The organism is Kitasatospora sp. NPDC057936, assembly GCF_042887525.1.
In the GTDB taxonomy this organism is placed as follows: domain Bacteria; phylum Actinomycetota; class Actinomycetes; order Streptomycetales; family Streptomycetaceae; genus Kitasatospora.
Genome location: NZ_JBHVPD010000054.1, coordinates 1 through 19,259, shown reverse-complemented (window position 1 = coordinate 19,259; position 19,259 = coordinate 1). Strand labels below are relative to the sequence as shown.

18 protein-coding genes are annotated in these 19,259 nt (G+C 76.2%); 9 read left to right on the top strand and 9 right to left on the bottom strand.

Translation table 11 applies throughout. The annotated features are described in order from the left end of the window. Positions 1 to 9 precede the first annotated feature (9 nt). Together ACFVU9_RS25990 and ACFVU9_RS25985 are read left to right on the top strand one after the other, a co-directional pair. Complete coding sequence (locus tag ACFVU9_RS25990) at positions 10 to 336, top strand: hypothetical protein (protein WP_387597224.1); 327 nt, start codon at positions 10 to 12, stop codon at positions 334 to 336. 81 nt (positions 337 to 417) lie between these two features. Beyond that, positions 418 to 573, top strand: a complete 156-nt coding sequence (locus ACFVU9_RS25985) for a hypothetical protein (RefSeq protein ID WP_380443348.1) — start codon at positions 418 to 420, stop codon at positions 571 to 573. A gap of 99 nt (positions 574 to 672) precedes the next feature. Here ACFVU9_RS25985 and ACFVU9_RS25980 read toward each other — a convergent pair whose 3' ends face one another. Next, positions 673 to 1,056 carry a hypothetical protein gene (locus ACFVU9_RS25980; RefSeq protein WP_380443350.1) on the bottom strand — a complete coding sequence of 128 codons (384 nt, stop codon included), beginning with the start codon at positions 1,054 to 1,056 and terminating at the stop codon, positions 673 to 675. A 62-nt stretch (positions 1,057 to 1,118) separates the two neighbouring features. On the opposite strand from ACFVU9_RS25980, the gene ACFVU9_RS25975 reads away from it, so the two are divergent. After that, a complete protein-coding gene (locus ACFVU9_RS25975; protein ID WP_387597220.1) occupies positions 1,119 to 5,867 on the top strand; it encodes a hypothetical protein in 4,749 nt (1,582 codons plus the stop codon). Beyond that, the gene (locus ACFVU9_RS25970; RefSeq protein ID WP_387597218.1) at positions 5,864 to 6,043 is read left to right on the top strand and encodes a hypothetical protein; all 180 of its coding nucleotides are present in this window, start codon (positions 5,864 to 5,866) and stop codon (positions 6,041 to 6,043) included. The genes ACFVU9_RS25975 and ACFVU9_RS25970 overlap by 4 nt, the downstream gene beginning before the upstream one ends. Before the next feature lie 64 nt (positions 6,044 to 6,107). Here the strand turns inward: ACFVU9_RS25970 and ACFVU9_RS25965 are convergent, their stop codons facing one another. The 4 genes from ACFVU9_RS25965 to ACFVU9_RS25950 all read right to left on the bottom strand — a co-directional run bounded on the left by ACFVU9_RS25965 (position 6,108) and on the right by ACFVU9_RS25950 (position 9,154). Beyond that, positions 6,108 to 6,971 (bottom strand): biotin-dependent carboxyltransferase family protein, encoded by an 864-nt coding sequence (locus ACFVU9_RS25965; protein ID WP_387597215.1) that lies wholly within the window; start codon positions 6,969 to 6,971, stop codon positions 6,108 to 6,110. A gap of 10 nt (positions 6,972 to 6,981) precedes the next feature. Further along, positions 6,982 to 7,605 carry an allophanate hydrolase subunit 1 gene (locus ACFVU9_RS25960; RefSeq protein WP_380443354.1) on the bottom strand — a complete coding sequence of 208 codons (624 nt, stop codon included), beginning with the start codon at positions 7,603 to 7,605 and terminating at the stop codon, positions 6,982 to 6,984. Next, positions 7,602 to 8,381 carry a LamB/YcsF family protein gene (locus ACFVU9_RS25955; RefSeq protein WP_387597305.1) on the bottom strand — a complete coding sequence of 260 codons (780 nt, stop codon included), beginning with the start codon at positions 8,379 to 8,381 and terminating at the stop codon, positions 7,602 to 7,604. Before ACFVU9_RS25955 ends, ACFVU9_RS25960 begins: the two co-directional genes overlap by 4 nt. 83 nt (positions 8,382 to 8,464) lie before the next feature. Further along, on the bottom strand, positions 8,465 to 9,154 hold the full coding sequence (locus ACFVU9_RS25950; protein WP_380443358.1) for a GntR family transcriptional regulator: 690 nt from the start codon (positions 9,152 to 9,154) through the stop codon (positions 8,465 to 8,467). A gap of 159 nt (positions 9,155 to 9,313) precedes the next feature. On the opposite strand from ACFVU9_RS25950, the gene ACFVU9_RS25945 reads away from it, so the two are divergent. From ACFVU9_RS25945 to pcp, 3 genes are read left to right on the top strand one after another with little or no spacing between them, the layout of a single operon-like run. Continuing rightward, the gene (locus ACFVU9_RS25945) at positions 9,314 to 10,036 is read left to right on the top strand and encodes a DUF969 domain-containing protein (protein ID WP_380443360.1); all 723 of its coding nucleotides are present in this window, start codon (positions 9,314 to 9,316) and stop codon (positions 10,034 to 10,036) included. Beyond that, positions 10,033 to 11,001 carry a DUF979 domain-containing protein gene (locus ACFVU9_RS25940; RefSeq protein WP_387597212.1) on the top strand — a complete coding sequence of 323 codons (969 nt, stop codon included), beginning with the start codon at positions 10,033 to 10,035 and terminating at the stop codon, positions 10,999 to 11,001. The genes ACFVU9_RS25945 and ACFVU9_RS25940 overlap by 4 nt, the downstream gene beginning before the upstream one ends. Positions 11,002 to 11,029: 28 nt before the next feature. Next, positions 11,030 to 11,674, top strand: coding sequence for a pyroglutamyl-peptidase I (pcp, locus tag ACFVU9_RS25935; RefSeq protein ID WP_380443364.1), 645 nt, complete (start codon positions 11,030 to 11,032; stop codon positions 11,672 to 11,674). 57 nt (positions 11,675 to 11,731) lie between these two features. Here pcp and ACFVU9_RS25930 read toward each other — a convergent pair whose 3' ends face one another. Both ACFVU9_RS25930 and ACFVU9_RS25925 read right to left on the bottom strand, forming a co-directional pair. Then, a complete protein-coding gene (locus ACFVU9_RS25930; protein ID WP_380502426.1) occupies positions 11,732 to 12,748 on the bottom strand; it encodes an SDR family NAD(P)-dependent oxidoreductase in 1,017 nt (338 codons plus the stop codon). 30 nt (positions 12,749 to 12,778) lie between these two features. Then, positions 12,779 to 13,960 carry a glycosyltransferase gene (locus tag ACFVU9_RS25925; RefSeq protein WP_387597208.1) on the bottom strand — a complete coding sequence of 394 codons (1,182 nt, stop codon included), beginning with the start codon at positions 13,958 to 13,960 and terminating at the stop codon, positions 12,779 to 12,781. A 63-nt stretch (positions 13,961 to 14,023) separates the two neighbouring features. On the opposite strand from ACFVU9_RS25925, the gene ACFVU9_RS25920 reads away from it, so the two are divergent. Then, on the top strand, positions 14,024 to 14,746 hold the full coding sequence (locus ACFVU9_RS25920; RefSeq protein WP_380502432.1) for a response regulator transcription factor: 723 nt from the start codon (positions 14,024 to 14,026) through the stop codon (positions 14,744 to 14,746). After that, complete coding sequence (locus tag ACFVU9_RS25915) at positions 14,743 to 16,155, top strand: ATP-binding protein (RefSeq protein WP_387597204.1); 1,413 nt, start codon at positions 14,743 to 14,745, stop codon at positions 16,153 to 16,155. Before ACFVU9_RS25920 ends, ACFVU9_RS25915 begins: the two co-directional genes overlap by 4 nt. An 818-nt stretch (positions 16,156 to 16,973) precedes the next feature. Here the strand turns inward: ACFVU9_RS25915 and ACFVU9_RS25910 are convergent. Beyond that, positions 16,974 to 17,663, bottom strand: coding sequence for a hypothetical protein (locus tag ACFVU9_RS25910; RefSeq protein WP_387597201.1), 690 nt, complete (start codon positions 17,661 to 17,663; stop codon positions 16,974 to 16,976). A 348-nt stretch (positions 17,664 to 18,011) separates the two neighbouring features. Further along, on the bottom strand, positions 18,012 to 19,166 hold the full coding sequence (locus ACFVU9_RS25905) for a DUF6183 family protein (RefSeq protein WP_387597199.1): 1,155 nt from the start codon (positions 19,164 to 19,166) through the stop codon (positions 18,012 to 18,014). Positions 19,167 to 19,259: the final 93 nt, after the last annotated feature.

Here is a 19,259-nt window from a genome sequence, read left to right as displayed (position 1 = left end):
GAGGCCGGGATGGACCCCGACATAGCGGCGATGGCCAGGGCCGTGGGCGAGGCCAGGACGCAGATCAGGGAGAACGCCCTGCCCCGCGCCCGCACGCGCCGCGCCGACGTCCCCCGGCCGGACGAGGCGGCCCTGCTCGGCGCACTCGCCGACCTGCTCGACACCGCGCGGGAACTGGCCGAGACCATCGGCCCCCGGATGACCACCCCCGACGCCCGCGCGTCCTACGGCTGGGCCGGGCGGCGCCTGCGCGAACAGGCCGAGAACCTGCGGGCCGACGAACGCAGACTCGCCGCCGACGCGGCGGACACGCAGGCCCCCACCGTCGCCGGCTGACCCGGACCCCGGGCAAACCACCAGTCGCCCTTTCGGGTGCCGAGGGGTTGGGCGGCGCCCGGCGGTGGCAGAACGCCGGGCATGACCATCCACACCGCGTCCCCGCGCCCCCGCCGCCGCCCCTACCAGCGCCCGGCCTGCTGCCGGACCTGGCACACCGAGCACCGCCTGCCCGACGGCACCCCCGTACGCACGACCTGGCACCAGCCCGCCTGCCAGGCCCGGCCCGCCCGGTGACGGGCCGCCGGCCCGAACCCTTCCGCCCCGGCGCCACGAGTCCAGGGCGTGTCCTTCGGGCCCGCCTGGGCACCGGACCGTGACTGGCCGCTGCCCGAACTACCGCTCGCCGCCCGCGGCTTCGGGCAGGATGCGGACGGCTGAGGCGATCAGCGCCACCAGGTTCGGCGTCCAGCAGTCCGCCTCCTTGGTCGCGACCTCCGCGCCGCAGCCCGCACAGACGAGGTTCGGCCCGTCCAGGCCGTCGGGACCGCAACACCCGTTGCGCCGCCCGCTGTCGGGGTGCCGGCGGGTGCCCGGCACGTCGTCGGGGTGCACGACGAACACCGCCCCGTCCCGCCCGGCCGAGAACGTGCCCCGCGCCATCCGCGGCCTGCCGATCCGGTGCCGGGCCGCCCGCTGCCCGCCATCGGCGGCCGGCCGGGCCTCGCGGAGCGCGCCGGTCAGCGGGTTGTCGCAGGTCACACAGGCGAAGACGGTCACCGGCCCCATTGTGCCCTGCCCCCTCGCGGGCCCTGTCACAGGCCCGTGCGACGATCCGGAGCATGATCGCCCCGCTGGAATCCCTCCTGCCCGCCACCACCGCCGACGCATACGCCTCGACCACGTACGCCGACTGGGCCGCCGCCCACGACCCCGGCGCGGCCGCTGCCACGCGCGAGGCGGTCGAGGAGATGAACGGCCAGTTCAACCGGTACTGGGAGAAGCCCGGCGGATTCGTCGACCTGATGGCACGCCGGGCCCGGCGGCTGCCGCCCGCACACCTGCCGTGGTTCTGGGACACCGTCGGCCACCACCTGCTGCGCAACGGCATCCGCGCCGCCGCCCGCGCCTACGTCGCCGCCCGCGCGGCCGAGTCCGCCCACGGCTTGCCCGTCGACCCCGGCTACCGGCGGGCCAACGCCCTGCTGTTCGCCCGGTGCGGCGCCCTGCCCGCCAAGGAACTCGCCGCCCACCAGCGCTTCCTCGCCGAAACGCTGGACCCGTCCGCCGCCCACACCGCCCTCGACGAGTTGCTCACCGCCTGGGCCGCCTCGCCCGCCGAGCTGCCCGCCGACCTGGTCCGCCGCGCCCGCGCCTCCGCCAAGGCCGCCGGACACGGCGACGGCGAGGCCGCCCGGATGGCCGGCGCGATCCTCGCCACCGCACGGGACAAGGCCCTCCCGGCCGCCCTGCTCAACGACGCCGCGCCGCTCCTGAACGCCCATCCGCCCACCGGCGCGCACCTCGCCGCCCTCGTGGAGCTCTTCCCGTCCGGCACCACCGACGGCGGCGCCTGGCTGCGGCTGCTGATCGCCTGCGGCGCGGAGCGGGCGATGGCCGAGGGCCGGGTCGTCCCGGAAGGCGGCCTGCACCGCTGGCTCGGGCACTTCGCCCACATGTACCAGTACGCGCGCCAGTCCGGCGGCGGCGTCGCCCGCCAGCAGCTCCCCTCCGAACTCCTCGACACGGTCGGTCGGTTCGGGCCCCGCCTGCGGGCCGGCGGCAGCGCCGTGACGCTCCACACCACCCGCTACCACTGGCAGGGCCTGGACGCCGACCTCCTCGACGCCTGCCTCGCCGCCCGGGTGCCCGTCACCGACCCCGGCCCCGAGACGCGCCTGCGCTTCTGGGGCGAGGACTCCCGCCGCGACCTCGCCGCCCTCGCCGCCGACCCCGTCTTCGGCCCCCGCCTGGAAGGCACCGTCCACGCCGGCCTGCTCCCGCACCACGGGTCCGCCCGCCGCCGCGCCGGCACCGCGATCACCCTGCTGCCGGGCAACGAGGGCATCGCCCAGGAGGTCGCCGCCCGCGTCGCCCGCCTCCTCGACACCGTCGCCGACGGCGGCATGGCCGGAGCCGAGGAAGCCGTCACCGAACTGGAGACCGTCCTCGACCGCCCCACCGTCACCGCCCTCGCCGGCCTCACCGACGCCCTCGCCGAGGCCGGTACCGCCGGCGCCCTGCGGCGCTCCCTGGCCGCCGGACTGCCGGAGGAACTGGCCTGGCCCGCCCTGGAGTCGGTCCGCGCCGAATTCGAGGCGCAAGCGGACGGGGCCGACGGCCCGACCGGCATCGAGGGCATCACCTGCACCTGGCCCGTCCTGACCGTCTTCAACCGCGAACGCGCCGTCGCCGTCGACCCCGACGGCATCCGCGCCACCTGCCGCTTCACCGTCCCCGACGACGCCACCCTCTTCGCCGCCCACTACGCCGGCGGCTCCTTCCTCATCAGCTGGACCCTCAAGCCCAGCCCCTACCACTGCGACACCGCCGTCTGGGCCGACCACCCCGACACCCCCTTCACCCCCGGCGAAGTCCGCGGCCTCGTCCCCTACGGCGGAAGCCTGGACGGCGCCTACGGCTTCCAGTTCGAGACCGCCGACGGCACCGGACGCCACAGCGGCGGACACGTGCTGCGCCCCGGCGACACCCACGGCATCGACGGCGACGAACTCCAGCTCGGCGACGGCACGCGGATCTGGACCAACGCCGTCTTCGGCGACCGCCCCTGGCGCCCCGTCGACCCCGCCACCGGCGAACCCCGCGACGAGACGCCCCTGCCCGCCTTCCCCGGCCGCCCCGCCGACCCCGCCCGGCCCGCCGAAACCGGCATGACCGTCTCCCACGAGGACCTCCAGCTCGCCCCGCTGCCCGACACCCTCACCACCTCCCCGCTCGGCAGCCGCGACGGACTCGTCGGCACCCGCGTCCTGTACCGCACCCGCCACCGCGACCACGCCCCCGACCACTTCCTCCTCGAAAGCGTCGACGGCCGCACCGCCCGCTTCGACATCGACCGCCCCGGCCAGACCCCCTGGGGCCTGTGGGCACCCCCGGAAGGCGCCGCCGAGGACGTCGTCCTCGCCGAGTCCCAGACCCGCACCGGCGTCCGCGCCTACACCCCCGACGGCACCCTGCTGTGGGAACAGGACGGCCACGACACGCCCCGCCGCTCCCGCGGCACCCCCACCCGCGCCGTCACCGTCTGCGGCGGCAGCGCCCTGCCGCCCGCCTACTGGTACCTGCTGCGCACCCGCGACCGGGCCGCCTCCCGCGCCCTGCGCGCCGTCACCCGCCCCGCCGCCGACGCCCTGCTCGCCGCCGCCCTCGACGGCCCCGGCGCGCTGCGCGCCGCCGTCGCCCGCGAACTGCCCGCCGCCGTCGCCCGCGAACTGCCCGCCGTCACCGACCCGGTGCTGGTCGAGGCGGTCGCCGCGGTCACCCTGCGGGCCGCCCGGGTGGAGGAGCGCCGCCTGGCCCTGCACCGGCGGGTCGCGATCCTCGCCGAGACCCCGCCCGTCCTGCCGCGCCGCTCCGCGCCCGACACCGAGCTGATGCCCGCCCTGTTCGGGCTGCTCCCGGAGGGCCCCGGGCGGGCCGACGGCCCGCCCACACCCCTGCCCGCCACCCTGGGCGCGCTCGCCGCCGACGGCGCCCACCTCGCGGGCGCCATCGGCGAGGAGGTCCGCCGCCTCTCGCCGCCCGCGCCCCCGCACGAGTGGCCGCAGCTGCTGGGCGCGATCGACGCCGCCGCCTGGCGGGCCGTGATCGCCCCCACGCCCGGGGCCGAACGCGCAGCCCTGCTGGCCCTGTTGGACACCTGGGCCGACCAGCCGTTCGCCCGCGCGGGCAGCCACTGGCGGACGGGGCGCACGGACACCGCGACCCTGGCCCGCCTGCGCGCGGACGGCCTCGCGGTGGCGTCGGCGCGCGTACGGGCGCAGGGGACGTCGCAGCACTGGTTCGTCACCGGCGCGGACTCGGCGCTCGCGCAGCCCGTCCCCACCGCCCGGCTCGTGCGCATCGACCGCGACGACGCCGCCCGCCTGCGCGCCCTCGTCGCCGCCGTCGAGACGGCAGGGCCGCTCGCGCTGTCCGAGGCGGCGGTCGCGCGCTTCGCCGAACTCGCCGGAGTGCGGCGGCCGCTGGCGCGTCTGGTGCTCGCCGGCCTGCCCGCCCGCCCCGGCCGGGACGACCATCGCGCCCTCGTCACCAAAGCCCCGTACAAGGCCACCCCGATGACCGCCGACACCTACGGCGAGCTGTGCTGGCGCCTGGGCGACGAGGGCCGCCGGGCCGTCCTGGCCGCGGCCCTGCCCGAGGACCCGGCCGACCTGTGGCGCCCCGGCGGCGTCGAGGCGGCCGCGGAGCGGATGGCCGCCGCGTGGTGCGAGCGCCTCGGCGCCCTGCCCGCCGTCGACGACGAGGCCGCCGACGCGCTGGAGAGCGACCTGGGACTCTCCGAGGTCTGGGCCCGCCGCCTGGCCGGCGGCTACACGGCCGCTGCCGACACGGCGGTGGAGGCGGCCGGCTGGGAGCTCGCGGCCGCCCCGTACGGGAGCGGCGTGGAGGTGCGGGCCGTCCCGCCGGGCGGCCCCGCCCTGCCCTACGGCACCCCGGTGGGCCTCGACCTGCGGCAGGCCGCGAGCGCCCTGGTGTGGGCGTGGACGGACCGCCCGGTCGGCGATCCGGCGGTGGCCGGCGCGTTCCACCTGTACGAGCGCCTGCGTGCCGAACTCGACCGCCCGGAGCTGCTGTTGGCGATGGGCCGGGCCGCGGTCAAGGACACCCCCGAAGGCCTGGCGCGCCGCTTCGGCCCCGAGCGCCTGCCGGTGGCCGAAGGCCGCCGCAAGGACACCGACGCCCCCCTGCCCGTCGCCTACGACTTCGGCCCGCTCGTCGTCGGCGCGCCCAGCGGCCAGGCCTTCCTGCGCCCGGCCGCGCTCAGCGACCCGCAGGCCCGCCGGACCGTACGAGAAATCCCGGAACTGGCAGCCGAGTTGAACGTCCTCATGCCCTACCTGCCCGGCGGCGGCCTGGAGCGCATGATGCACCGGGCCCGCACCACCCCCGTCCCGGCGGGCGCCTACGAAGCCGACCCGCGGCACTCCTGCCCCGACCTCGTCGCCCACGCCGCCCGCCACCTCGACGTCGGCCCCGACGCGGCCGCCCTCTACCTCCAGCTCGCCACGCTGGCCGCCCCCACCGACCGCAATATCCGCCGCTGGAACGCCTGGACGGTCAAACAGCACACCGCCGCCCGCACCGAACTCCTCGCCACCGGCACCGTCACCGAAGCCAAACGCCCCCGCGCCGGCCGCACCCTCTTCCTCCCCGGCGAGTGGACCGACCTCAAGTCCCCCCACCTCCCCCTGGAAACCCCGAAGCTCGCCACCCACACCGTCCGCCCCCTGTGGGGCAACGAAATCCACGCCCCGTTCCCCCGCATCCAACCCCCGCTCCCACTGCACGAGTTGTTCACCACGACGTGGACCGCCATCCACGGCGCCCCCGCCGGCAGCGCCCCGTGAGCGGCCAGGGCCCGGCCGATGCCCTCGGCCGCCTCGGCGACCTCATGGGCGACCCGGGCCGCCCGCCCGTCGAGGTGCGCTGGGAGCGGGCCGTCGAGCGGCTCGGCGTCCAGCTCCCCTCGGACTTCCGCGCGTTCGTGGAGCGCTACGGCCGCGTCCGGTACCACGACGACTGAACGGGTTCGGTGGTGGCCCTTGCGGAGCTGCTGGGCATGCGGGGCGGCGGGCTCACCGCCGAACTCACCGCCGGCGTCGTACCGTTGTGAAGCGGACCGGGGTGCCCGGGGCGGCCTGGGCGGCGGCGGGTAGGGCGGTGGCGGGGACGACGCCGATGACGGGGTAGCCGCCGGTGGTGGGGTGGTCGGCGAGGAAGACCACGGGGCGGCCGTCCGGCGGGACCTGGACGGCGCCCAGGACCATGCCCTCGCTGGGGAGTTCGCCTTCACGGGCGCGCTCCAGCGGCGGGCCGTCCACGCGCAGGCCGATCCGGTTGCTGGTGGGGGAGACGCGGTAGCCGGAACCGGTGAGGACGGCCAGGGAGCGCTCGGTGAACCAGTCGTCGCGCGGGCCGATCAGCACCGGCAGGAGCAGCGGGTCGGGCGCGGCGGGGGAGGCGACCACGTCCGCCCCGGCCGCCGGGCCGCACGGCGTGCCGAGCGCCAGCTCGTCCCCGACGGCCAGGGGCGCGGGGCCCAGCCCCGACAGCAGGTCGGTCGAGCGGCTGCCGAGCACGGGGGTGACGGCCAGTCCGCCCGCGAACGCCACGTAGCTGCGCACGCCGGACGTGGCCGCGCCGACCTCCAGCAGCGCCCCGGCGGGCACCCGCACCGGCGCGGCCCACGCGGCGGGCCGTCCGTCGACGCGGACGGCGCACGGCGCGCCGGTGACGGCCACCGTCACGGCGCGCCGGGCGCGCACCGCGCAGCCGAGCACGGTCGTCTCCAGCGTGGCGGCCGTGGCGGGGTTGCCGACCAGGCGGTTGGCGAGGCGGTGGGCCGGCTGGTCGAGGGCGCCGGAGCGGGGCACGCCCAGGTGTGCGTGGCCGGGGCGGCCGAGGTCCTGGACGGTCGTCAGCAGGCCGGTGCTCACAACGGTTACGGTCATGCTTCCTTGATCACGCGTCCTCGATGACGAAGCGGACCCGGGTGCCCGGGCTGAACAGGGCGGCGCGCTCGCGGGAGGGGTCCCACAGCACGGCGTCGGTGTGCCCGATCAGCTGCCAGCCGCCGGGGGAGGGACGCGGGTAGGCGCCGGTGTACGGTCCGGCGAGGGCGATCGAGCCGGCCGGGACGGCGGGGCGCGGGACGGCCCGGCGCGGTACCCGGTAGCGCTCGGGCAGGCCGGTGAGGTAGCCGAAGCCGGGGGCGAAGCCGCTGAAGGCGACGCGGAACTCGGTCGCGGAGTGGATGCGCGCGACCTCGTCCTCGGCGACGCCCCACAGCGCGGCGACCTCGGCGAGGTCCGCGCCGTCGTAGCGCACCGGGACGGTCACCGTCTCGTCGGACGTCGCCCGCAGCGGCGGCACGTGCCAGCCGGTGAGTTCGGCGGCCAGGGCGTCGGGGTCGGCGACGCCGTCGAGCAGGACGGTCCGTTCGGCGGGCACGACCTCGGCGACGGGCGGGAGCACGGACGCGGCGCGCCGGCGCTGGAGTTCGGCGTGGAAGGCGGCGGTCTCCTCGGCGCCGTCGAGCTCGACCAGCAGCGCGTCCTGGCCGACCCGCAGGACTCGTGTGCTCACGCGAACGCCTCCACTCGGACTCCGGCCGCCCGCAGGGCCGTTCGGACCCGGCGGGCGAGGTCCGCGGCGCCGGGGGTGTCGCCGTGCACGCACAGGGAGCGGGCCCGCAGCCGGACGCGTTCGCCGGTGCGCGCGGTGACCTCGCCGTCGCGGGCGATGGCGACCGAGCGGCGGACGACGGCGTCCGCCTCGTGCACGACGGCGCCGGGTTCGCGGCGCGGGACGAGCGTGCCGTGCGGGGTGTAGGCGCGGTCGGCGAACGCCTCGGCGACCACCGGAAGTTCGGCCCGCCCGGCGGCCTCGTGCAGTCGCGAACCGGGTAGCCCGAGGACGGGAAGGCCCGGCGCGGCCAGGTGCACGCCCCGGACCACCGCCTGCGCCTGCTCCTCGTCGTGCACCGTCCGGTTGTACAGCGCGCCGTGCGGTTTGACGTACGCGACACGCGCCCCGGCCGCCTGCGCGAACACCTGCAACGCCCCGATCTGGTAGGCGACTTCGTCCGCCAGTTCGTCCGGCGGCACGTCCATCGCGCGGCGCCCGAAGCCGGCGAGGTCCCGGTAGGAGACCTGCGCGCCGATCCGCACGCCCCGCTCGGCGGCCAGCGCGCACACCCGCCGCATGGTGGACGGGTCCCCGGCGTGGAAGCCGCAGGCGACGTTGGCGCTGGTGACCACCGACAGCAGCGCCTCGTCGTCGGTGAGGGTCCAGCGCCCGAAGCCCTCGCCGAGGTCGGCGTTGAGGTCGATCACCGTCGAACGCCCGGCGTTGAGGTCGATCACCGTCGAACGCCCGGCGTTGAGGTCGATCACCGTCGAACGCCCGGCGTTGAGGTCGATCACCGTCGGATCGGGCGGCGGCGTCACCTCACGCCCCCCGTCATCGCCCGGATGATCACCGCGCGCGCGTCGTTCAGGTACCGGGTCAGCTCGACCTCGGCGTCGTCGATCTCGCCCGACTCCAGCAGCCCGGTGAGCGTCTGGTTGCGCCGCAGGAACGGCGCGTGCAGCTCGCGCGCCGAGGGGACGGCGGCGAAGGCCAGGCGCAGCTCGGCGACCAGGCGGGCCATGCACTCGTCGATCCGCTCGCTGCCGGCGAGCCCGGCGACGGCCAGGTGGAAGTGCAGGTCGGCGGTGCCGACGGTGACCCAGTCGCCGAGCGCCTCGGCGCCCTCGGCCCGGGCGAGCGCGGCCCGCACCGCGGCCAGGCGCTCGGGCGCGGCGCTGTGCAGGGCGCGCACGCCGGCCGTCTCCAGGGCCAGGCGCAGCGTGTAGATGTCGGCGACGTCGGCCGGGTTGAGGATCCGGACGAACACGCCGCGGTTCAGCTCGTGTACGACCAGCCGCTGGTCGGCCAGCAGCCGGAACGCCTCGCGCAGCGTGTTGCGCGAGACGGCGAGCGCGTCGCCGAGGGCCTCCTCCGACAGTCGGGTGCCGGGGGCGAGCCGGCCCTCGGTGATGTGGTCGCGCAGCACGTCGGCCACCCGCTGGGCGGCGCTGGCGCGTTCGATCCGGCTCCGGTCGGCCGCGAGTGCGTCGAAAACCCCGGTCACGTTCCACCTCCTGAACTCTTGTCGGATTGTTCCACAATCCCCTAGCCTCTCGGCAACCCCCGAACGGTCGCGGCCCACCCAGCCGGGACCTCCTCCGCCCGCGGCGCCCCAGACGGCCACCCACAGGGGCGGAGGCCCCTCTGAAAGGCGGTCAGGAACATGATCGTTCTGATCGGCATCCTCGTCGTGGTGGCCGGGTTCGCCACCCGGCGAAATCCGCTCCTCGTCGTCGGCGCCGCCGGCGTCGTCACCGGACTCCTGGGCGGGATGAGCCCGATGAAGGTCCTGGAGGCCTTCGGCACGGGCTTCGCCTCCAGCCGCTCGGTGACCCTCTTCGCCGTCACCCTGCCCGTGATCGGCCTCCTGGAGCGCCACGGCCTGCAGGAGCAGGCCCGCACCCTGATGAACAAGCTCGCCAGGGTCAGCGCCGGACGCCTGCTCGCCGTCTACCTGGTGGTGCGCCAGCTCGCCGCCGCCCTCGGCCTCACCGGCCTCGGCGGACCCGCCCAGGCCGTGCGCCCGATGATCGCGCCGATGGCCGAGGCCGCCGCCGAGCGCCGCCACGGCACCCTGACCGAACGGGCCCGCGAACGCCTGCGCTCCTTCGCCGCCAGCGCCGACACCGTCGGCCTGTTCTTCGGCGAGGACTGCTTCCTCGCCGTCGGCTCGATCCTCCTGATCACCGGCTTCGTCAACGCGACCTACCACACCGACCTGGAACCGGTGCAGCTCGCCCTGTGGGCCATCCCCACCGCGGTCTGCGCCACCCTCGTCCACGGCGCCCGCCTGCTGCGCCTGGACGCCACCCTCGCCCGGGACGTCCAGGGCGCTCCCGCGGCCGACGAAGCAGCCGCCACCCGCGTCGAGGAGAAGACGAAGTGATCAAGGTCGAGTGGCTGTACTGGCTGGTCGGGGCCGTCTTCCTCGCGATGGCCGCGCAGATGGCGGTGGACCGCACCAACCCCAAGCGCCACGGCAGCGCCGCCTTCTGGGGCCTGCTCGGCGCGAGCTTCGTCTACGGCAGCCGGGTCGCCGACAAGAGCGCGCCCGCGGCCCCGCTGGGCGCCGCCGTCCTGGCGATGATCTGCCTGGCCGGTTTCGGCCTCACCGGCCGCGGCACCTCCACGGTCGCCGCCCCCGAGCAGCGCGCCGCCTCCGCCGCGCGCCTGGGCAGCAAGCTGTTCGTCCCCGCCCTCGCCCTGCCACTGGTCGCACTCGCCTGCGGCACGCTCCTCAAGGGCGTGCACCTGGGCGGGAGTCCACTGCTCCAGACCGGCAGCGAGACGCTCCTCGGCCTCGGCATCGGCTCCCTCGTCGCGCTCGGCATCGCCCTGCTGCTCACCCGCGAGCGCAACCCCGTCGTCGCCCTGCACTCCGGGCGCGGGCTGCTGGAGGCGATGGGCTGGTCGCTGCTGCTGCCCCAGCTCCTGGCCGTGCTGGGCTCGATCTTCCAGGCCGCCGGCGTCGGCGCCCAGGTCGGCAGGATCACCACCCACTTCCTGCCGGACGGCAGCAAGTACGCGGCGGTGGCGCTCTACTGCCTGGGCATGGCCCTGTTCACGATCATCATGGGCAACGCGTTCGCCGCCTTCCCGGTGATGACCGCCGCGATCGGCTGGCCGATCCTCATCACCCAGCTGCACGGCCACCCGGGCGTCGTCCTGGCCGTGGGCATGCTGGCCGGCTTCTGCGGCACGCTCGTGACCCCGATGGCGGCCAACTTCAACCTCGTCCCGGCGGCGCTGCTCGAACTCAAGGACCAGTACGGGCCGATCAAGGCCCAGATCCCCACCGCGGGCGCGCTGCTGGTGTGCAACATCGCCATCATGTCGCTCTTCGCGTTCTGACCTGATCCCTTCTCGGAAAGGCCCGCCCATGACCAGGGTCCTGCTCACCGGCTTCGAACCGTTCGACGGCGCCGACGTCAACCCGTCCTGGGAGGTCGCCCGCCTCGTCACCGAAAACCCGCCCGAGGGGCTGCTGGTCACCGCCGTCCGCCTGAGCTGCGTCTTCGGGCGGGCGGCCGAGGAACTGCGCGCCGCGGTGCGGGAGTGCGCCCCGGACCTGGTGGTCTGCCTGGGCCAGGCGGCGGGCCGCCCGGACGTCACCGTCGAGCGCGTCGCCGTCAACGTCGACGACGCCCGCATCCCCGACAACGCGGGCGCCCGGCCCGTCGACGCGCCCGTCGTCCCCGGCGGCCCCGCCGCCTACTTCGCGACGCTGCCGGTCAAGGCCTGCGTGGCCGCCGTGCGGGCGGCGGGCCTGCCCGCCTCCCTCTCGCACACCGCCGGGACGTTCGTCTGCAACCACGTCTTCTACGCCCTGATGCACCTGCTCGCCACCGAACGCCCCGGCGTGCGCGGCGGGTTCGTCCACATACCCGCCCTGCCCGAGCAGGTCCTCGACCGCGCCCAGCCCTCCCTGCCGGCCGACGCCGTCGCCCACGCGCTGCGCGCCCTGCTCACCGCCGCGGCCACCACCTCCGCCGATCTGCGCGTCCCGGAGGGGGCCACCCACTGAAAGCTCCCGTGTGGTGACGGACCTGACGATCCGTCACCACATCACCCGCGGCCCCGGTCAGACCTGGTAGCGCTCCGGCGCGAGCAGGTGCAGGTGTTCGCCGACCCACTCCGACGTGCGGCGCAGCCCCTCGTCCAGGCCCACCAGCGGCTCCCAGCCCGCCAGTTCGCGCGCCTTGCGGTTGTCGGACAGCAGCCGCTCGACCTCGCTGCCGCCCGGGCGCAGCCGGCTCGGGTCGACGACGATCTCGGCGTCCCGGCCGGAGGCGACGATCAGCGCCTTGGCCAGGTCGCCGATCGACACCTCGCTGCCGGTGCCGAGGTTGACGACCTCGCCCAGCGCGCGGTCGGCGCGGGCGACGGCCAGGAAGCCCTCGGCGGTGTCGGTCGCGTAGGTGAAGTCGCGGGTCGGGGTGGTCGAGCCGAGCCTGATCTCCCGCGCGCCGGAGTGGAGCTGGGCCAGCACGGTGGGGATCACCGCACGCGCCGACTGGCGCGGGCCGTAGGTGTTGAACGGGCGCACCACCGCGACCGGCAGCTCGAAGGCGTGCCAGTAGGACAGCGCCATCATGTCCGCGCCGATCTTCGAGGCCGAGTACGGGGACTGCGGCTGCAGCGGGTGCCGCTCGTCGATCGGCGCGGTGATCGCCGTCCCGTACACCTCGCTGGTGGAGGTGTGCACCAGGCGGGCGCCGTGGCGCAGGCAGGCCGCGGCGACGTTCTGCGTGCCGACCACGTTGGTCTGCACGTACGCCTCGGGGGCCTGGTAGCTGTACGGGATGCCGATCAGCGCCGCGAGGTGGAAGACCGTGTCGCAGCCGGCGACCGCGTCCAGGACCCGGTTGGCGTCCCGCACGTCGCCCGCGACCATCTCCACCGCGCCGTCGGGGCCGGCCAGGTAGCGGGCGAGGTAGCCGCGCTCGGCGTACGGCTTGTAGTGCACCAGGGCCCGCACCCGGGCGCCGCGCTCGACCAGCAGGTCGACCAGGGTGCTGCCGATGAAGCCCTCGGCGCCGGTGACCAGGACGGTCCGCCCGCTCCAGTCCTGCTGCACGGTGTCGTTGAGGTTGGTCATGACTGTCCTCCAGAAGTCGGTTCGGGTGTTTCAGAGCCCGTACGGGGCAGAGGCGGGCGCCGGCGCCCGCCCGATGACGCGCAGCACCTTCGCCGCGAGCAGGTCCGCGGCGACCGCGTGATCGCCCGGATCGGCCGCCGCCGCCATCGCCGCGAGCCGCCGCGGATCCGCGAGCAACGGATCCACCAGCTCCGCCAGACGCTCGCCGGTGCACTCCCCGTCCGCCAGCAGCAGACCGGCGCCCGCGTCCGAGAGCACCCGCGCGTTGTGCGTCTGGTGGTCGTGCGGCGCGTGCGGATAGGGCACCAGGACGGCCGGCATCCGCACGCTCGACAACTCGGCGACCGTCGCCGCGCCGGCCCGGCACACCATGAGGTCGGCCGCCGCGTACGCCAGGTCCATCCGGTCCAGGTAGGCGACCGCGTGCGCCACCGGGTTGCCCGCCAGCGCCGCCCGCACCTCGGGGAGCGCGGCCGGACCGGTCTTGACCAGCAGCCGCCGGTCGGTGCGGTGACGCCAGCGCCCGGCCAGCTCGACGGCCGCCGCGGTCAGCCGCGCCGCCCCCAGACTGCCGCCGTTGAGCACCAGCAGCCCCGCGCCCTCCGGCACGCCGAAGTGCCGCCGCGCCTCGGCCCGCAGCGCCGCCCGCTCCAGCCGGGCCACCGCCCCCACCAGCGGCATCCCGACCGTCTGCACCTCCCGCCCGGCCGGCAGGTGCTCCCGCGTGCGGTCGAAGGCGAGCGCCACGTGCGGGGTGAGCCGGGCGGCGAACCGGTTGGCCCGCCCGGGCACCGCGTTCGACTCGTGCACCACGCTCGGCAGCCCCGCCATCCGCGCGCCCACGATCACCGGCGCACTCGGATACCCGCCCATCCCCATCGCCACCTGCGCACCCTGCTCCCGCAGGATCTCCCGGCACCGCCGGCCCGAGCGCAGCAGCGCCGCCGGCAACAGGTAGCGGCGCGGGCCCAGCGAGGCGTCGAACGGGATCATGTCGACCGTGTGCAACCGGTGGCCCGCCTGCGGGATCAGCGTCGTCTCCAGACCGCGCTCGGTGCCCACGAAGGAGATCACCGCCCGCGGATCGGCCCGCCGCAGCGCCTCCGCCAGCGCCAGCCCCGGATAGATGTGCCCACCCGTGCCGCCCGCCCCGATCACCACCGACAGCGGCGGGAGCTCCTCGGCGGTCTCGTGTTCTGTCGTCGTCCACATGCCGACGAGCCTGCTCAGGCCGTCTAAGAGACTTCTCAGAGAGCATTTGAGAGGCTGACCCACATGATCAACGGGCAAGCCAACGGGCAAAGAGTGCTGGTCGTGGACGACGACCCCGAGGTGCGCGCCGCCGTCGAGGACGGCCTCGCCATCGAGGGCTACCAGGTGCGCGGCGCCGCCGACGGCCTCGCCGCCCTCACCGAGGTCGCCTCCTGGCAACCCGACGCCATGGTCCTCGACCTCCTCATGCCCGTCCTCGACGGCCTCGCCGTCTGCCGCCGCCTGCGCGCCCTCGGCGACCGCATCCCCATCCTCGTGCTCACCGCCCGCGACTCCGTCAGCGAACGCGTCGACGGCCTCGACGCCGGCGCCGACGACTACCTCGTCAAACCCTTCGCCCTCGACGAACTCGCCGCCCGCCTGCGCGCCCTGCTGCGCCGCAGCGCCACCGCCCCCGACGAGGAACCCGGCCTGCGCTTCGCCGACCTGGAGGTCGACCCGCACACCCGCACCGGCACCCGGGCCGGCCGCCCGGTGGAGTTCTCCCGCACCGAATTCGCCCTCCTCGACGTCCTGCTGCGCCACCCCGGCCAGGTCCTCCCACGCGAGGTGATCATGGAACGGGTGTGGGGAGCCGACTTCGGCCCCGACTCCAACTCCCTCGCCGTGTACGTCGGTTACCTGCGCCGCAAACTGGAGGCCGGCGGCGAACCACGCCTGGTGCACACCGTGCACGGCGTCGGCTACCGCCTCGGCACCCCCGACACCCCGGACCGGGCGACATGAGGGCGGCACACGCCCGCTGGCGACGCCGGCGCCCACTGCGCACCCGGCTCGCACTCGCCTGCACCGCCGCCGTCGCCGTCGTCGCCCTCGGCATCAGCGCCGCCGCGTTCAGCGTCGTCCGCTACGAACTCAACCACCAGCTCGACCAGCACCTCACCCAACAGGCCACCCTCGTCCAGCAGCAGCACCGCGACCAAGGCCCCCAGGTCGTCTACGGCGAATGCAACTACCTCGCCGCCCCCGCCTGCGCCCAGATCGTCCCCGCCGACCCCACCAAGACGGCGAACGAGCCCTACCTGCTGCCCGTCACCCCGGCCACCCGCCAGGTCGCCGCCCGCCAACGCCCCGGCTACTTCACCGACATCACCATCGGCGGCCACCCCGCCCGCATGCTCACCACTCCGATGACCGCGGCACCACCCGGCACCCGCCAAGCCGTCCAGGTCGCCCTGCGCTCCGACAGCGTCGAGGAAGGCGTCCGGCAGGCCGGCGCCCTGATGGCCGCCGTCGCCGCGGGCGGCGTCCTGCTCGCCGCCCTCCTCGGCCTCACCGTCGCCCGCACCTCCCTCGCCCCCGTCACCCGCCTCACCCGCACCGCCGAACGCATCGCCGCCACCCGCGACGCCGGCCTGCGCATCGACCTGCCACCCGGACGCCGCGAGGACGAACTGACCAGACTCGCCGACAGCTTCAACACCATGCTCGGCGAACTCGAACAGTCCGTCGCCGCCCAGCGCCGCCTCGTCGCCGACGCCTCCCACGAACTGCGCACCCCGCTCACCGCGCTGCGCACCAACGCCGAACTCCTCTCCCGTGCCGACCGCCTGACGGACAGCCAGCGAGAGCGGGCGGCAGCCGCGCTGCGCCGCCAGCTGCGCGAGGTGACCGGCATGGTCAACGACCTCATCGAACTCGCCCGCGACGAGGAACCCCAGCCGCTGCTCGAACAGGTCGCCCTCGCCCCGCTCGTCGAACACTGCGTCGACACCGCCCGCGGCCACTGGCCGGCCGTCGCCTTCACCCTGGACACCCTGGACACCCTGGACGCCCGGGATGCCCTCGACGCCTCCGCGGCCGAACGCACCGTCGCGGGCGTCCCGGCCCGCCTCGCCCGGCTGCTCTCCAACCTGCTCGACAACGCGGCCAAGTTCAGCCCGCCCGGCGGCACCGTCGAAGTCCGCCTCACCCGGCTGGAGCTCACCGTCCGCGACCACGGCCCCGGCATCGCCCCCGAGGACCTCCCGTACGTCTTCGACCGCTTCTACCGCGCCTCCGCCGCCCGCGCCCTCCCCGGCTCCGGCCTGGGCCTGGCCATGGCCCGCCAGATCGCCCAGGCCCACGGCGCCACCCTCACCGCCGAAGCCGCCGAGGGCGGCGGCGCCCTGTTCCGCCTGCGCCTGCCGGCCTGAGCGGGGCGGCGATGCCGGCCGCCCCTGCGGCGCGGGTGGCTCCGGCCCGCACTCGGCCGCGCCACGGCGGCTGGGGGTGCACCTCCGGCCGCCGGCCCGCACCGACGCCCCGGCGCAGGGGAGCGGGCCGGTACGGCGGCTCGGGACCGTCGTGCGGTGAGAAGGGTTACGTCCCCACGGGCTCGCCGGTCGGGCCCGGCCCGGCGCCGCACCGGATTCTGCTCGCCGCGGCCCCTCTGCGGGCAGGCCGGGCGCCGGGGCACCCGGCAGCGGCACGGGTCCGTCGACCGGCCCCGGCCCGGGCTACGGCACCTTGCCCGGCTGCTGGTGCCCCAGCGGGGCCGTCTGCGGCCCGGCCTGCGGTCTCCCGCGTGTCCTCGCCGTGGCACATCGGCCGGGCAGGGTGCTCGGGCGGTCACGATGGCGCGTGCCCCGGCGCTTCCCCGTCGTGGCGCGTCAGCCGGTCGGTCGGGCAGGGCGCTCGGGTCGGCTCCGGCCCGTGTCGGCGCCGCAGTGTCTCGCCGGCTGCGGGTGCCCCGGTGGGACGATTCGCGGCCCGGGCCCGACCCGAGGAGCCCCGGCGCTTCCCCTCCATGGTCAGCCCGCGGTCTGCGACGGCCGGTCCGGGATCCACAGCGGCGCCGGGCCGTGGTGGGGCGTGTGACGTGCTCCGCAGTCGTGCGCTCGTGGCTTGGCCGGTACCTCGGCGTCCTCGCCGCAGCCACCTGCCGAGCCCCCTCAGCCGGTCGGCCCCCGGCGGACCCGGCGGCCTGCCCGGGTGCCCCGCAGGGGTGTGTGCGGGCCCCTCGCCCGCCCTCTCAGCCCGCGGTCTGCGACGGCCGGCCCGGGACCCACAGGGGTGCCGGGCCGTCGTGGGGCACGGTGCGGTCGGCGAGGTCCTCCAGCCACCGGCCGGCGCGGGCCGGGTCGCCGTCGCCCAGTTCGACCAGGGCGGTGGCGGCGATCCGGGCGCAGGACAGCAGCAGGGCCAGGGTGTCCTGGCGGCGGTGCCGCTCGCGGACGTAGGCCTCGCAGCGTTCGGTGATGTGCCGGCCGTGGGCGTCGCGGTCCTCCGGGTCCTCGGCGGTGATCGCCTGGACGCCGTGCCACACCAGGACGAGCGCGGCGGGCTCGCTGGGGTGGGCGGTGTCCGCCCAGTGCGCCCGTTCGCGGGCCTCGGCCGACCACAGGCCCAGCCACTCCAGCGCCGCGGGCCCGTCGTCCCGCCGGGCCCGCAGGACCAGCTCCGCGGCCCGGCGGGCGAGCGACTCCAGCACCGCCCCGGCCGGTACCCGCAGCCCGGGCGCCGGCGACTCGCCGTAGGCCAGCCACGTGTCCGCGAACGACGCCGCCCGCACGTGCCACAGCCATGCGGCGGCCCCGGTGGACCCTTCGGCGGCCCCGTCCGGCCCGCCCGCCCACTCGTCCGCCGCCAGCCGGACCAGACCCAGACCCGCGACCCGCGCCGCGTCCCCGTCCAGCCCGAGCAGCCATCCACTCCTCACCACGCACCGCCCCCTCAGCGCCCACCACCAGGCCCGTCGCCCGGCAACGGGGCACATCCCACCACACCTGGACGGGGACGAACCAGGTACCCCCTGTCACAACGTGATTACGGCATCATGTACAGGTCACCCGACCGGGCCCGCTCCCGGGCGGCCGGCCAGGGCCCCGGCGGCGCCCCCGGGGCGACACGGCCATCGCCCGTCGGCCGGCGGGCACGAGCACCTCCCGGCCCTCCGAGACGTGCGTGACGGGGATGTCCACGGTGATCTGGGCGGCCGTCGGCAACGATGGCCCGGCGTTGCCGCACGGGGCTATTGACGTCGCGACACCCGTCGGCCGGACGGCCGCGGTCAGTCGGTGTCGGTGGCGGCCAGGACCGCGAACTCCTGGCCGCCCGGGCGCAGGGCGGCCAGGGCGAGGTCCCAGGCGACGTTGTGGAACCAGGGGGCGGAGGCGGTGCCGATGCGGAACCAGCTGGTCTGCCGCACCCGGTCGGCGGTCTCGGCGATCGGCGCGTTGGCGGGGCCGGCGGTCAGGGCGGCCAGGGAGCGCCAGGCGGCGAGCCTGCCGTAGGCGCCGTAGCAGCCGTGGCCGTAGGCCGGTGCGCGCAGCGCGGCGGTGAGCAGGGTGCGCAGCGCGAGGTCGGGGCTCGACGGGTGGAGCCTGGCCGGGGCCTCGTCCGCGGGCCAGGGGGTGAGCGGCAGGAGGGCGAGGAGCGCCGGGACGTCCTCGGGCGTGACCGGGTCCGGGAGCCAGAACTCCTGGGCGGCGATCTTCCCGTTGGACTGGGCGAGCCAGTGGGCGACGGCCGCGCCCATGGCCTCCACGGTCGCGGGCACGCCGGTCTCGGTGGGATCGGCGTCGGCCGTCCGCTGCCGCATCGCCGGCGTGGTCTCCAGCGCGTCGCCCGGCTCCGGCCACACGGGGGGCACCGTCCAGGTCCAGTCGTCCGCGGCGTCCGCGGGGCGCCGCAGCCCGTGTTCCTCGGGGAGCAGGTCCAGTGGCAGCACGGCGAGGGGGTGGCCCTCGGCCACGAGGGTGTCGGCGAAGGCGCGCAGCGCGGGGTAGCCGTTGACCGCGTCGGAGACGAGCACCGTCTCGTGGAGCAGGCAGGCCGCGAACTCGCGGGCCTGGGCGGCCTCGGGCACCTGGTCGAACACCACGTCGGCGATGTCCTCGATGCGGTGCCCGTGGGCCACGACCGCGGCCAGGTAGCGCGGGGAGACGCTCTGGTGCGGCGAGTCCAGCACGCGCACCAGGGCGCGCAGGCTGTCCGCTCCGGGGCGGGCGGCCAGGGCGTTCAGTGTCCAGTAGAGGACCGCGGCGCAGTGGCCCTTGCGGTCCTCTCCCGCGGCGGTGCGGGCGGCGAGTTCCGCGGCGAGGTCGCCGGCCCAGCCGAACTCGCCGGTGGCGACCCGCGATTCGACCTCGGCGCGCAGTACGGAGACGTCCGAGTCCTCGGCCTCGCACAGGCCGTCCACTGTGCGGGTGATGTCGTTGCCCATGGCGTGATTATGTCCCGTCGCCGGGCCGGATCCTGTGTGGCCCCACCACCGGGGGCAAACGCGAGGGCGCGCAGCCGGTGCGTGATCCGCACC

Bases quoted from the DNA above. Each gene is read 5' to 3' on its own strand.
- ACFVU9_RS25990 (WP_387597224.1), top strand. From the start codon at position 10: ATGGACCCCGACATAGCGGCGATGGCCAGGGCCGTGGGCGAGGCCAGG.
- ACFVU9_RS25985 (WP_380443348.1), top strand. From the start codon at position 418: ATGACCATCCACACCGCGTCCCCGCGCCCCCGCCGCCGCCCCTACCAG.
- ACFVU9_RS25975 (WP_387597220.1), top strand. From the start codon at position 1,119: ATGATCGCCCCGCTGGAATCCCTCCTGCCCGCCACCACCGCCGACGCA.
- ACFVU9_RS25965 (WP_387597215.1), bottom strand. From the start codon at position 6,971: ATGACCGTAACCGTTGTGAGCACCGGCCTGCTGACGACCGTCCAGGAC.
- ACFVU9_RS25945 (WP_380443360.1), top strand. From the start codon at position 9,314: ATGATCGTTCTGATCGGCATCCTCGTCGTGGTGGCCGGGTTCGCCACC.
- pcp (WP_380443364.1), top strand. From the start codon at position 11,030: ATGACCAGGGTCCTGCTCACCGGCTTCGAACCGTTCGACGGCGCCGAC.
- ACFVU9_RS25930 (WP_380502426.1), bottom strand. From the start codon at position 12,748: ATGACCAACCTCAACGACACCGTGCAGCAGGACTGGAGCGGGCGGACC.
- ACFVU9_RS25925 (WP_387597208.1), bottom strand. From the start codon at position 13,960: ATGTGGACGACGACAGAACACGAGACCGCCGAGGAGCTCCCGCCGCTG.
- ACFVU9_RS25920 (WP_380502432.1), top strand. From the start codon at position 14,024: ATGATCAACGGGCAAGCCAACGGGCAAAGAGTGCTGGTCGTGGACGAC.
- ACFVU9_RS25915 (WP_387597204.1), top strand. From the start codon at position 14,743: ATGAGGGCGGCACACGCCCGCTGGCGACGCCGGCGCCCACTGCGCACC.
- ACFVU9_RS25905 (WP_387597199.1), bottom strand. From the start codon at position 19,166: ATGGGCAACGACATCACCCGCACAGTGGACGGCCTGTGCGAGGCCGAG.